Origin of the sequence: Leptotrichia hongkongensis, from assembly GCF_007990635.1 — a bacterium.
Classification (GTDB): Bacteria; Fusobacteriota; Fusobacteriia; order Fusobacteriales; family Leptotrichiaceae; genus Leptotrichia; species Leptotrichia hongkongensis.
This window is the reverse complement of the sequence record NZ_AP019846.1, coordinates 1,963,714-1,978,110: the sequence shown is the minus strand read 5'-3', so window position 1 is coordinate 1,978,110 and position 14,397 is coordinate 1,963,714. Positions and strand designations below refer to the sequence as shown.

General features: G+C 30.6%; 10 protein-coding genes and 1 pseudogene. All 11 read left to right on the top strand.

The window, feature by feature from the left end:
- Positions 1 to 116: 116 nt before the first annotated feature.
- A complete protein-coding gene (locus FVE75_RS09445) occupies positions 117 to 1,046 on the top strand; it encodes a transketolase family protein (RefSeq protein ID WP_147006214.1) in 930 nt (309 codons plus the stop codon).
- A 59-nt stretch (positions 1,047 to 1,105) separates the two neighbouring features.
- Positions 1,106 to 2,629: a phosphohexomutase domain-containing protein gene (locus tag FVE75_RS09440; RefSeq protein ID WP_232052538.1), complete on the top strand. Its 1,524-nt coding sequence runs from the start codon at positions 1,106 to 1,108 to the stop codon at positions 2,627 to 2,629.
- Between the two features lie 274 nt (positions 2,630 to 2,903).
- Positions 2,904 to 3,533 carry an adenylate kinase gene (locus FVE75_RS09435; protein WP_147006212.1) on the top strand — a complete coding sequence of 210 codons (630 nt, stop codon included), beginning with the start codon at positions 2,904 to 2,906 and terminating at the stop codon, positions 3,531 to 3,533.
- A gap of 189 nt (positions 3,534 to 3,722) precedes the next feature.
- Positions 3,723 to 4,496 carry a type I methionyl aminopeptidase gene (gene map / locus FVE75_RS09430; protein WP_147006211.1) on the top strand — a complete coding sequence of 258 codons (774 nt, stop codon included), beginning with the start codon at positions 3,723 to 3,725 and terminating at the stop codon, positions 4,494 to 4,496.
- Positions 4,497 to 4,542: 46 nt separating this feature from the next.
- Complete coding sequence (locus FVE75_RS09425; RefSeq protein WP_147006210.1) at positions 4,543 to 4,920, top strand: DUF1304 domain-containing protein; 378 nt, start codon at positions 4,543 to 4,545, stop codon at positions 4,918 to 4,920.
- Positions 4,921 to 5,384: 464 nt separating this feature from the next.
- Complete coding sequence (der, locus tag FVE75_RS09420) at positions 5,385 to 6,710, top strand: ribosome biogenesis GTPase Der (RefSeq protein WP_147006209.1); 1,326 nt, start codon at positions 5,385 to 5,387, stop codon at positions 6,708 to 6,710.
- 27 nt (positions 6,711 to 6,737) lie between these two features.
- Positions 6,738 to 7,940 carry an AI-2E family transporter gene (locus tag FVE75_RS09415; protein WP_147006208.1) on the top strand — a complete coding sequence of 401 codons (1,203 nt, stop codon included), beginning with the start codon at positions 6,738 to 6,740 and terminating at the stop codon, positions 7,938 to 7,940.
- A gap of 22 nt (positions 7,941 to 7,962) precedes the next feature.
- Positions 7,963 to 8,448: a MarR family winged helix-turn-helix transcriptional regulator gene (locus tag FVE75_RS09410; protein WP_147006207.1), complete on the top strand. Its 486-nt coding sequence runs from the start codon at positions 7,963 to 7,965 to the stop codon at positions 8,446 to 8,448.
- A 44-nt stretch (positions 8,449 to 8,492) separates the two neighbouring features.
- Positions 8,493 to 9,829: pseudogene (locus tag FVE75_RS09405) on the top strand (TrkH family potassium uptake protein).
- Between the two features lie 14 nt (positions 9,830 to 9,843).
- Positions 9,844 to 10,506 (top strand): potassium channel family protein, encoded by a 663-nt coding sequence (locus FVE75_RS09400; protein WP_006805673.1) that lies wholly within the window; start codon positions 9,844 to 9,846, stop codon positions 10,504 to 10,506.
- Positions 10,507 to 10,610: 104 nt separating this feature from the next.
- Positions 10,611 to 14,297: an LPS-assembly protein LptD gene (locus tag FVE75_RS09395; protein WP_147006206.1), complete on the top strand. Its 3,687-nt coding sequence runs from the start codon at positions 10,611 to 10,613 to the stop codon at positions 14,295 to 14,297.
- Positions 14,298 to 14,397: the final 100 nt, after the last annotated feature.

The window sequence follows — 14,397 nt, the reverse complement described above, 5'->3', positions numbered from 1 at the left end:
TTTAAATAATGGTGTATTAAAGAGAATGGCGAAAGTGCTATGCACTAACTCTGGCTTGTGGAATAGTATTAAAAAGTTTTTAAAAATAATGAAATAAAAAATAGGAGAATATGAGAATGGAAAAAAAATCAACTAGAGTGGCTTATGGAGAAGCGTTAGTTAAATTGGGGAAAGTAAATAAAGATGTGGTGGTACTGGAAGCAGACTTGTCAAAATCAACAATGACTGCATATTTTAAAAAAGAGTTTCCAGAAAGACATATAAATGTTGGGATTGCAGAAGCTGATATGATTGGAACAGCGGCAGGTATTGCAACGACTGGGAAAATACCGTTTGCTTCAACTTTTGCACATTTTGCGGCTGGACGTGCCTTTGACCAGGTTAGAAACTCGGTGGCGTATCCGCATTTAAATGTCAAGATTTGTCCAACTCACGCAGGGGTTTCGTTAGGAGAAGATGGAGGTTCGCACCAGTCAGTTGAAGATGTGGCTTTAATGCGTGCAATTCCAGGAATGGTAGTGCTATCGCCAGCAGATGCAGTAGAAACAGAAAAAATGGTCTTTGCAGCAGCTGAATATGAAGGGCCTGTATACGTAAGACTTGGAAGACTGAATATACCAGTATTATTTGATGAAAACTATAAATTTGAAATAGGAAAAGCTGCAACTTTGAGAGAAGGAAATGATGTGGCAATATTAGCGACAGGGCTTATGGTATCAGAAGCTCTTGAAGCAGCAAAATTACTGGAAGAAAAAGGGATAAAAGCAAGAGTGGTAAATGTTTCTACGATAAAGCCGTTAGACACAGAAACAGTTCTAAAAGCGGCAAAAGAATGTAAATTCATTGTAACAAGTGAAGAGCATTCTGTAATAGGAGGACTTGGAAGTGCAGTTTCAGGATACTTGTCAGAAGTTCATCCGACAAAAGTTGTAAAACATGGAATACAGGATGTTTTTGGACAAAGTGCAGATGGAGAGACTATGCTTACAAATTACGGGCTTAGAGCGAAGGATATTGCACAAACAGTGCTGAATAATTTAAAATAGTAAATTAAGTGAACAATAATAGAAAAGCCATACCAATTTTCAAAATGAGGAGAATAGGTATGGCTTTACTTAAAAAGAGAGGTATTTTTATGGATTTAAAAAATATGATAAGTGGGACTGATATTCGGGGAATAGTTTCAAAATACGAGGATAAGGACATTAATTTATCTGAAAAGGAAGTTGAGTTCATAGCAAAAGGATTTGGGCTTTGGATAACTGAAAAATGTGATGAAATAGCAAAGAATGAAAACAGGAAGGTTAAAGTGGCAGTTGGGCACGATGCAAGGCATACAGGACCTAAATTTTCAGAAATTATAAGAAAAACTTTGATGGAAATGGGAATTGATGTATATGATTGCGGAATGTCAATAACACCATCACTATTTATGACTACGATATTTGAGGATTATAAAGCTGATGGCGCAATGATGATAACTGCCAGCCATTTACCGAGCTACTACAACGGGATTAAATTTTTTACTAAAAACGGAGGGCTTCAAAAAAGTGATGTTAATGAATTTTTAGAAATGGCTGAAAAACAAGAAAAAAATTTGCTTAAAAAAGAAAAAGGTGTAGAAATTGTAAAAAATCTAGCAGATGACTATGCTTCATATATATGCGAACTAATAAAAAATAAAATTGGGAAAGGGGATAAGCCTCTAAAAAACCTACGGATAGTGATTGATGCGGGAAATGGAGCTGCAGGATTTTTTGCCAAAAAGGTAATAGAAGTTTTGGGTGGAGATACTACTGGAAGCCAATTTTTAAATCCTGATGGTAACTTTCCAAATCATATTCCGAATCCTGAAGAAAAAGAAGCGATAGAATCAATAAAAAAAGCAGTTCTTGATAATAATGCAGATTTTGGAATAATATTTGATGCAGATGGAGATAGAAGTGCCTTTATAGATAAGAATGGACGTGAAATTAACAGAAATAACCTTATCGCATTGCTTAGTGAAATATTGTTAAAAGAACATTCTGGCGGGACAATTGTAACAGATTCGATTACATCGGCAGGGCTAAAAGAATTTATAGAAAACCGTGGCGGGATTCACCACAGATTCCAGCGAGGATACAAGAACGTAATAAATGAATCTATAAGACTGAATAATGAAGGAAAGTATTCTCCTCTTGCTATAGAAACGTCAGGACATGCCGCATTTAAAGAAAATTATTTTCTTGATGATGGAGCATACATGGCTGCAAGGCTTTTGATTCAGCTTGTAGAGAGCAGGGAAAAAGGGGTTGAATTTACAGATGTTTTGAATGAGCTGCCTGAGCCTGTTGAGGAAATAGAAATAAGAATTCCTATAAAAGATAAAGATTTTCGGGCTTGTGGAGAAAAAATTGTGGAAAACTTTAGAGAATATGCTGAAAAAAAAGAAGATTGGAGCCTAGAAAGTCCTAACTATGAAGGTGTAAGAGTAAATATAGGTCAAAAAAGCTGGTTTTTAATCAGATTATCACTGCATGAACCACTTTTGTGCGTTAATATAGAAGCAGAAAAAAAAGGAATGGGGAATGATATTTTAGAAGAATTGAAGGATTATTTAAAAAAATACGAAAAAATGGAAATTTAAGAAAAAATAAAAAATAAAAATTAAAAAAAGGTATTGATAAAATTTATAAATGTGGTAAAATATACATGGGTTTATTACCCACTCTAACTTAAATTAGCTAAATAGTTCTTTAGCAGAAAAAACTGATTAAATTCAGTTTTTTTTCTTTTTTGGTTATTTTTTTGAAAATTTAAAAAAGAAAATTGAAAAATGGCTTTTAAAATGTTAAAATTAGATGTGAAAAAATAAATTTGGAAAGGAGCGGTATTTAATTTTAAATACTGAATAAATAATTATGAATATAGTGTTATTTGGAGCACCAGGAGCAGGAAAAGGAACTCAGGCAAAGGAATTAATTCAAAAATATGAAATTCCTCAAATTTCAACAGGGGATATTTTGAGAGCTGCAATTGCAAACAAGACTCCACTAGGAATGGAAGCCAAAAAATTGATGGATGAAGGGAAATTGGTTTCTGATGACATTGTAAATGGACTTGTGGAAGCAAGATTGCAGGAAGATGACTGTAAAAAAGGATTTATTTTGGACGGATTTCCAAGAACAGTGGCTCAAGCTGAAGAACTTGACAAAATTTTGGCAAAATCAAGCAGAGAAATTGAAAAAGTAATCGCACTTGAAGTTAGCGATGAAGAAATTATTGAAAGAATCACAGGAAGAAGAGTATCGAAAAAGACTGGTAAAATTTATCACATAAAATATAATCCGCCAGTTGATGAAAATCCAGAAGATTTGGAACAAAGGGCAGATGATAATGAAGAAACAGTGAAAAAAAGACTTGCAGTTTACAACGAACAGACAGCACCAGTATTGGATTTTTACAAAAAACAAAATAAAGTTTACAGTGTAGATGGTACAAAAAAACTGGAAGAAATTACAAAAGATATAATTGATATCTTGGAAAAATAGTAAATAATTTCAAATTATTTAAGATTGAATTTGATTTTAGAGTAATATTACTAAACTTATTTGATATTATTTGATAATTAATAAAATTTTATTTGCAAAAGTACAAGATTTTTTGTAAAAAAGTATTAAATTGTCAAATATATATACTAAAAAAATAAAAAAGAAATTTAGAAAGAAGAAGTACAAAAAATGATAATTTATAAAACATTGGATGAAATAAAAAAAATAAAAAAAGCTAATGAAATAATCGCAAGACTTTTTGAAGATGTATTGCCAAAACACATAAAAGCTGGAATCAGCACATACGAACTGGACCAAATCGCTGAAGATTACATTAGAAGTCAAGGAGCAATTCCAGGAACTAAGGGTTACGATGTAGGACATCCATATCCTCCTTATCCAGCCGCAACTTGTATTTCTGTAAACGAAGTCGTAGTACACGGTATTCCTAGCAAAAAGCAAATACTAAAGGAAGGGGATATTCTGACAGTTGATACGGTTACAGTACTCGATGGATATTTTGGTGATGCTGCAATTACTTATGCTGTAGGAGAAATTGATGAAACTTCTAAAAAGCTTATGGAAGTTACTGAAAAGGCAAGAGATATCGGGATTGAAGTGGCACGTGCCGGAAATAGAATTGGAGATATTGGGCATGCTATTCAGGAATATGTAGAGAGCTTTGGATTCTCGCTTGTAAGAGATTTTGCAGGACATGGAGTAGGAAAGGAAATGCACGAAGACCCAATTATTCCAAATTATGGAAAAGCTGGAACAGGAGCTAAAATTGAAGATGGAATGGTAATTACAGTTGAGCCGATGGTAAATGTCGGGACTTATAGAGTGAAAGTATTATCTGATATGTGGACAGCGGTTACTAAAGATGGTAAACGTTCAGCCCAATACGAACATAGCCTTGCCATTATTGATGGAAAGCCTGTAATTTTAAGTGTAAGAGATTAAGCTAAAAAGAAAGAATATAAAAATATAAAGAAGGGAGAGAATTATTTTGAGCATACTGGCATTCATATTAATATTATTTGTGGCATTGGAGCATTATTATATATTAATCCTTGAAATGTATCTTAATGAAAGTGAAACTGTTCAAAGAAACTTTGGACTGGAAATAGACTTTTTAAAAGATGAACGTGTAAAAAAAATGATGGCAAATCAAGGGCTGTACAACGGTTTTCTTGCCACAGGATTAGTGTGGAGTTTAATCGAAAGTGGAGAATTTCAATTTCAAATTGCAGTTTTCTTCCTGATTTGTATTATCTGTGCGGCTATTTATGGTTCTGTCACAGTTTCTAAAAAAATATTTTTAGTGCAGGGTTTACCTGCTTTAATGGCTATTATTGCAGTATTGTTGCCATTGATAGCTTCATAAATTTAATTGGATTTCAAAGGAATTCTTAAATTTGAGAATTTGATTTTGGAGAGTTTAGGTGTTTTATGTATATAAAATTAAAAAAATATTTGTAAAAAGACTGGAGATAATGCTCTAGTCTTTATTTTATTTGCACTTTTTCTGTAATATCAATAAAAAAAACTAATAAAAATACAAAAAATATGATAAAATATATTGTATAGTAAAACTGCTTTAAAACTAAACTCAAAAGGCTATGACTATTTTACTCAAACCCTAAATCTATATAATTTTTAGTAGTTTAATTTTAAATAGGTTTGAGTATATATTTAAATTCTTCTAAAATTATTTGAATAATTTTGAGAGAGAATTTATAAAAGTTAGGAAAATTAAATGAAAATTTGGTTTCAGGAATTTTTTGTGAATTGTAAAAAAATTAATTGATAATTTAAAGAGAAAAAATTAATAGAAAATTGGAGGAAAATATGAAACATACAGTAGCGATCGTTGGTAGACCTAATGTGGGAAAATCAACGTTATTTAATAAGCTCGTGGGTGATAGGCTGTCTATCGTGAAGGATGAGCCAGGGGTTACTAGAGATAGGCTTTATCGTGAGATGGAGTGGAGCGGAAAAGAGTTTATCTTGGTAGATACTGGAGGGCTTGAGCCACGTACAGAAGACTTTATGATGGGGAAAATTAAGCAGCAGGCACAGGTTGCAATTGACGAGGCGGATGTAATTATATTTCTGGTAGATGGAAAAGCTGGGATTACTGGGCTTGACGAGGATGTGGCAACTGTGCTTAGAAGGCAGGATAAAAAGGTTGTTGTAGCTGTAAACAAGATTGACAATTATATGCGTGATCAGGAAAATATTTTTGAATTTTATGGACTAGGATTTGAAGAAGTTATTGGAATTTCTGGGGAGCATAAGACTAATTTGGGAGATTTGCTTGATGCTGTAATTAATAAATTTGAGGATAAGAAAATAAAAAGGACAGAAGAAGGACTTAATATTGCAATTCTTGGAAGACCGAATGCTGGAAAATCTTCGCTTTTAAATAAGCTTTTAAACGAAGAACGTTCGATTGTTAGTGATATTGCGGGAACGACTAGAGATTCGATTGACTCGAGTTTGAGATATAACGGAGAAACTTATACATTAATTGATACAGCGGGAATCCGTAGAAAATCCAAAGTGGAAGATGACATTGAATATTACAGTGTATTACGTGCAATAAAAGCTATAAAAAGGGCAGATGTGTGTGTGCTGATGCTAGATGCAACAGAACTTTTGACAGATCAGGATAAGAGAATAGCAGGTATGATTTATGAGGAGAGAAAGCCAATTATTATTGCAGTAAACAAATGGGATTTGATTGAAAAGGATAACAACAGTGTGAAGGAATTTACGGCTTTGATAAAAGCAGACTTAGCATTTTTAGATTATGCTCCGATTGTTACAATTTCGGCATTGACTGGGAAAAGAACGTTGAATATACTAGAACAGGCGAAATTTATCAATGAAGAATACCATAAAAAGATATCAACTGGACTATTGAATCAGATTTTGGCAGAAATGATAGCACAGAATCCAGTGCCTACAAGAAAAGGACGGGCAGTAAAAATAAATTATGCGACACAGGTAAGTCAGGCACCGCCAAAATTTGCATTTTTTGCGAACAATCCAGAATTAATACATTTTTCTTATCAAAGATATATTGAGAATAAATTAAGAGAATATTTTGGATTTGAAGGATGTCCGATTGATATTGTGTTTAACAAGAAAAGTGACAAGTCCTTTGGATAGACGTTAACGAATAGAAAGGAAGAATAAATGAAGTTTTATGATGAAGAAAAATTATTAAAACTAAGAAATGTACTAATTGTTGTGGTTTTAGCACTTTGGGCACTTTTGTTGTTTTTTAAGGTTTATGATAATTTTGCAAAATCAATACGAATGGTTACAAGTACCATTTTTCCATTTATTTTGTCGTTTGTAATAGTGTACTGTCTAATGCCTTTTATTGATATGATTAGTAAAAAAGATAAAAATGAAAATTTTATAAAGAACAGTAAACTTGATGAACTCGAAAAAATTGAAAAAATGGGTGTGGACAATGAAGAAAGAAGTAAAAAAATGAAATTGTTCAATGAACTTTCCAGTAAAAATAAAAAAGAAAAATACAAGTTAAATCGAACTACTGCGATTTTAATAGTATTATCAGTATTTTTTATAGTTTTTCTTTATATAGTTTTGACGATTGTGCCAATAATTACAAAACAAATATCAAGTCTTATAGACTTTTTATTAAAAAATCAGGAAAAACTGCAAAACAACTTTTTTGGTTTTCTTGAAAGCAATAATATTGATTTACGAAGTTCGCTTATGAGTTCGAAAGATGTAATCGTTTCCAATGTTATGAATGTTCTAAGTTCTAGTTTTTCTCTTATAAGCAGTACATTTAGCTTGCTGTTTATGACTCCAATTTTTACGATAATGCTTATTTTCAGTTATGATAATCTTGAAAATGGAGTAAAACGGATTTTGAGAAATATGGACAGGGAAGAATTAATAGTGCTTATAAAGAATATAGATGAGACAATCGGAAAATATATACTTGTAACAGCGCTTGACAGTATGATAGTTGGAATTGTATCATTTGTAATATTTTATTTTTTGAAAATGGATTATAGCATGCTTTTTTCAGTAATTATAGGTTTTGGAAATGTGATTCCATTTATTGGGCCTTTTATTGGACTGATTCCTGCTATACTTTATGCTTTTACAAAATCATTTAAGCTCGTAATCCTGATAGTAGTACTGATTACAATTGTTCAAACAATAGAAGCAAATATTGTAAAACCATGGCTGACAGGAAAATCTGTAGAAATGCACCCAATTACTACACTTCTGGTAGTTCTTGTTGGAGGAGCATTATTTGGTATTGGCGGGGCATTTGTTGCTATTCCTGTGTATATTATTATTAAGCTGACATGGCTGTTTTGCTGGGAAAAATATATGGCAAATAACAAATAAAAATAGTGAGGAAGTGAAAAATATGAATAATAAAGGAAAATCAGAAATTCAAAAATGTATATATTTTACAATTTCAAAAATGTTTAGAATGGTTAATAAAATTGCAGAAGAATCATTTGAGAAAATGGATATTTACCCTACACATGGATTTCTTATGATTATATTGAAAGAAGAAGAAAAAGGGCTTACAGTAAATCAAATATCAGAAACATTAGCAATAGCTCCTTCAACAGTTACGAGATTTGTTGATAAACTGGTTGCTAAAGGGTATGTTAAAAGAGAAAAAGCTGGAAAAAATTCTTTTTCAAAAATAACGGAGGAAGGATTGAAAATAATACCAGATATTTATAAAGCATGGGATGGAATTTCTGAAAAAATAGAGGAAATTATAGGGAATGAAGAATATCTGAGACGAATGGGAGAAGATTTTAAAGAATTCACAGATATATTAGGAAAAGATAAGAAATATGATCAGATAAGTGAAGATTTTGATTTTTGGATTATTTAAAAATTAAAAATAATTTTATATAAACAGAAAGTTAGGAGATTCTGATGTTAGGAAAACGAAAGGAAATTTCCCCTTACACCGTAATTTTAGTATCATTCGTAATAATTATATTAATAGGCGGCTTTTTGCTTTCTTTGCCAATTGCAATAGAAAATGGACAAAAAACAAATTTACTTGAGGGTATGTTTACAGCAACGTCAGCTGTCTGTGTAACGGGACTTACAGTAAATGATGTGAGCAAAGTCTATAATTTATTTGGAAAAACAGTTATTATGATATTAATTCAGCTTGGTGGAATTGGAATTATCACATTCTCAACAGTAGTTGTAACAATGATTTCAAAAAAAGTTGGATATTTTACTAAAAAATTGATACAGGAAGATATAAACACAAATACAACATTTGAAATACAAAAATTTGTAAAAAAGTTTTGACTACGGTTTTTATAATAGAAATTATCGGGGCTGCAATATTATTTTTAAAATTTATAAAAATATTTGATTATAAGACAGCGGCTTATTATGCTATATTTCATTCTATTTCCGCATTTTGTAATGCCGGGTTTGCATTATTTTCAAATAATTTAAGTGATTTTAAAAACAGTATAATAATAAACACTGTAATTCCTGTCTTAATTTTTTTAGGTGGAATAGGTTTTGCAGCAATTCTTAATATTTATCAATATTTTCTAAAAAAAGATAAAAGGCTTACTACTACTACAAGAATAGCTATAAAAATGTCAATTTTTCTAATAATATTTGGGACAATTATAACATTTATCCTAGAATATTCAAACAATAAAACATTAGGAACATTGCCATTTTTTGAAAAGATAGGAGCCGCCTTTTTTCAAAGTGTAACAACAAGAACGGCTGGATTTAATACAATTTCCATAGCTGAACTGCGGGAACCTACAGTTTTTCTGTTTGTAGTATTAATGTTTATCGGAGCCTCACCTGGCTCAACAGGTGGTGGAATAAAAACTACTACAGCCGGATTGATACTTTTTGGAATAGTTACAACTATAAAAAATAAGGAACATCTGGAATACAACAAGAGAAGAATCAGCTGGAAAATATATAATAAAGCTATGGTTATTGTTTTTATATCAATTATGTATGTTGCTGTAGTATTATTTTTATTAATTTGGCTGGAGGATATAAGAGTTATAGAATTAGGATTTGAACTGGTATCTGCTTTTGGAACGGTGGGATTATCACGGGATTTAACGCCGCAATTATCGAGCATTTCTAAACTGTTAATTATGATTACGATGTTTGTTGGACGAGTCGGGCCACTAACAATAACATTGGCCTTGTCCAGAATGAAAAATCCAAAAGGAAGATATGTTTATCCAAAGGAAGACATTTTGATAGGATAAGGAAGAGGTGAAAAATGGCAGGATATTTAGTAATTGGGCTTGGAACATTTGGTAGAAGTGTAACTCAGACATTATATGAAAATGGTAAAATGGTACTGGCAATAGATCAAAGGGAGGATCGTGTACAAAAGGTAATTGATGATGAAATCGCAAGTGATGCAATTACATTGGATGTGACAGACGAAAATTCAATCAGGAAAGTAATAAATGATGACTTTGACACTGCTTTTGTCTGTATTGGAGACAATACCCAGTCCAGTGTATTTGTTACGGTAATTTTAAAGGAAATGGGAATAAAAACTATCATTTGTAAGGCAAAAAATGAATTACAGGGGAAAATTTTAAAAAAGATTGGTGCGACTTCCGTTGTTTATCCAGAAGAAACGATGGCCAAGGAAACAGCACTTGGGGTAATAAGGCCCAATATAACGGAACATTTTAAATTTTCAGAAAAATATAGAGTGTTTGAAATAAAAGCACCAAAGGATTTTGATGGAAAAAATCTTATAGAATTAAATTTGAGAAATAAATATGAAATGAATATTATCGGGATAAAAGATGAAAAAGAACTAAATATTATGCCGCTTCCAAATACTATAATAAGAGAAAATAATGTACTATTAGTTATCGCAAATATAGAAAAAATGATGTTATTTGGGAAAAAATACGTTTTGTAGTAAAAAACTTAATTAAAGCCTTTCAAATGTAAAATAAATTGTTATAAGCATAAAAGTATGGTATAATTTTGGTATTATATAATAAAAAATAAAAGGTTGAAAAAATGAAAATAATGAGATATAAAGGATTGTTTATTTTACTGTTTTATATTATACTTTTTGGGAAGCTGAATGCTGATGGAGAAGTAATAGAACTGAAAACAGAAAAATCTACGATAAATCTAGAAACAGAAGAAATAAATACTGAAGGTAATGTTACTGTAAAATATGGAGATTTTACAATAAATGCAGACAAGTTAAGAAAAATTGCTAATAAAAACATTCTTTCAGGCTCTGGAAATGTTGAATTTATTCAAGGTTCCCAAATTATAAAAGCTGATAATCTTATTTTTGATATGGATACAAAATTAGCAAAAATATTTAATTCAGAAAGCTATGATTCAAATGTGAAATTACGTTTTGGTGGAGAAGAAACATTAGCTGAAGGAAATAAGCTGATTTTTATAAAAAATGGATGGTTTACTACGAGTCCATACGAAAATCCAAGTTATAAAATAAATGCAGATGAGCTGGAGATTTATCCAAATAGAAAAGCGATTGCAAGAAATATTGGACTTTTTGCGGGTGGAAAAACTTGGTTTAAGTTACCATATTATGTAACATCATTAAAGCCATCAACTCAAAGAGCTACATTATTTCCATATATAGGAATGGATAGTGATAGAGGATTTTTTGGGATTATGGGATTTGACTATGATTTAGGTCCTCTTGCACAGGGATTTGTTGATTTTGAATTGAGTACAAAGAAAAAATTAGCATTAAAATTTTCAAATGACTATGCTTTCTGGGGAAATAATAAAGGAAATATATTTGTAAACAGATTTGTAGTTCCAATTGGAAATCATAGGAAAGAATGGGATTTCAAATGGAATCATAAGGTTGTAAATACTCCAAAAAAAGCTAAGGAAGATAGAAAATTTTATGATGCAGGTTACGGAATATGGAATCTAAATTATCAAAATATTACAACAAATCTTATGTACGCTATTAATGGAAATGAATTAAAGGATGATTATACAGATTATGTAGATAAATATAGCTATATTGGATTCTGGGATTTTAATATTAATCAGGAACTTGGACAAAATGGTGAATTTAATGCAAAATATTACTGGACACAAAATAAGCATGCTCTTAAAGCATTGACAGAGATAAATGACAAAATTGTAGAAGATGATAACTTAGATCCACGAAAAACAGATGTTGATTTATACAGAAGCATAAAATATACAAATGGTAATTCAAATGTTGCAATAACAATTGACAATGAGGATTTTCGTGATATTAATCCAGGATATATTGGTGATTTGAATTCTTATAGAAAAAAAAGAAGTTATGGAATTGATTTTAGAGGACCGAAAATAAAATTGGATTATCTAGATTCTGATAAGGATGAATATGGAGAACTCCTTGGAATGCGTGACCGAGGTGAAGATAACACAGTTCACTGGGTTCAGAATATTGCATATGACAAAAGAAAAGAATGGGGATTAACTTTTGGAAATTATTATCCATTTAGAGAAAGCGATTTTTTTGGATACCAGCCTAAGACAGGTTACCAAAACTTGACAAATACTCTTTATTTCGGTGCACAAGTAAAAAAAGTTGATATACAAAAGAAAGAATATGAATATGATTACACGCGTGATAATGAAAATTATAATTCATTATTCTTAAATTCTGCAACAACTGATGAAAGTAGAATTTATAAAATATATCAAGATAATGAAATAATTCGTCGTCCTAAAAAAATACTTTATGAAAAATATAAATCTCAAAGATTTAATGTAGGTAATGATAGAATCGACATACCATTAAAAAATTCGTTTGTTGGTTATAATTTAGCATTTGAAAATCGTGATTATAGCAGTTTAGGAGTTCCTGAATTTAGAAATGGACGAAAAGTTGAAGATTTAGATTCACAGACTGGCTATAAAGTTGCAAGAGATGCAAGTGGGAAAGCTATAAAGCAAAGTCCATCAATGCGAATTTTTACTCTTGATACTAGACTGTACACTACATTATTTGATAATACATCGAAAAAAAATAATAAATATGATGTAAAAGTTACAAATGATGCAACAGTTACTTTCCAAAGAACAACAGCTGGAGGAGCAATGTTTGATGGTTTTGATATTGTAGAAATTCCAACTAATGCATTAGGTTTAAGAGATGATTTTAAATATCAGATTGGAAATGTAACATTTAACTATAATTTGACAATGAGAGACGATAGACATTTTAAAGATGATTGGCTAAAGAATAGATATGTTAGAAATTATTTTAAGGCTGATATTGCAAATAAAAGATTTGTAAGTTTTAATTTTGAAAATAATGAAAACTATGAATTTAAGGATTTTAAATCTGATAGAAATTTTAATAGAGAAATTCAATATGGATATGTGTCAGATGCTGGGGATAATTTTTTATATAGATTCACAGATAAAAATAAACAGTTATTTCCATATAACACAAGTCTTGGATGGAATCAGAAAGTTTATAAGGAATCTTTAAAGGAAAGAACTTTTGGAGTAAACTTTAATGAATGGGGATTTGAATATACAAATTCAGTAAATAAAGCAAATGATATTTATGGAAATGTGGCAACTTTTGGATTGCCTGCATTAAAATTAAAAACTAATTATCATAGATTGGGATTTGTTTACGATACTTCAAAAATGAAAAATAAGAAATTTGAATCAGATCACTATTTTAGAATAAATTTTGGATTTGGTAAAAAAATATACAGAGATCTTAATAATACTCCAATTATTACTTCAGATGACAGATATATTCGTGGAAATGACTATACGACAATTGGTTTTTTGTATAAATATGAAAATAATGCCAAACCAAGATATGCAGCTGATTTAGAGAAAAAAGAAAAAGAAAATAATAGAGAAGCTGAAATTGATACAACTGAAAATCAGATAAAAAGTACAAATATGGTAAGAAATTCAAACACGCAAGAATTTTCTATTAATAATGCCAACAAAAATTCAATTGATAAAATTCTGGTAAATAGTGATGATAGATTATTTTTGAGCAGTGAGGAAGAAGAAGCATATAAGAGTTATGTGGAAGAAGAAAATTATCGTCAAAATAAATTTAGCTTAAATGATTTTAATGCAAAACTTCAAAATTTAAGAAGTCATAAAAAATATTTCCAAATTGGAATGGATATGCAAATAGACGGTTCTGATGCTGCTAATCCTAGTGGAATGAAAGGATTTGACAGAATTAATGACTTAACCTTTAAAGTGGAAGCAGGATATCTAGAAAAAATGTTTGTAAGATATGCTTTCATAATGGAACGGCCTGACAGAATTTATAGAAATAATGCGACTCGTAATAGTACATTTGACTTTAGAAAACATGAATTTGAAGGAAAATATATGTTTTCGAATGACCCTGATAAACCATGGTGGGTTGGAGGAAAAATTCAATATGTACAAAATGGAGCTTCAAAAGCTTCCGATCCTGAAATTTATGAAAGTTCATGGTATGCAAGAAAAGTTAACAAAATAACTTTAGGAATGGCAACTTTATCTCATAGATTTGAAAATGTAGAATGGGAAATTGGAGCAGGAATGAAGTGGGATAAGCCAAGTAATAAAAAATTAGGTTATTATCCAGTAGTTTCATTAAAATTTGGAGTAACACCGTTCCCGGAAAAGAATGCACAGTTTAAATATTCTGGAAAAGGATTTGAATTCGGAGCAGGATTATAAAGAATTAAACAATGAAGTGAACATTAGAAATATTGGTAAACTAGTATTTTCTAATGTTTTTTCATATTTAAATTTTTATATTTATATTCAATCTACTTAA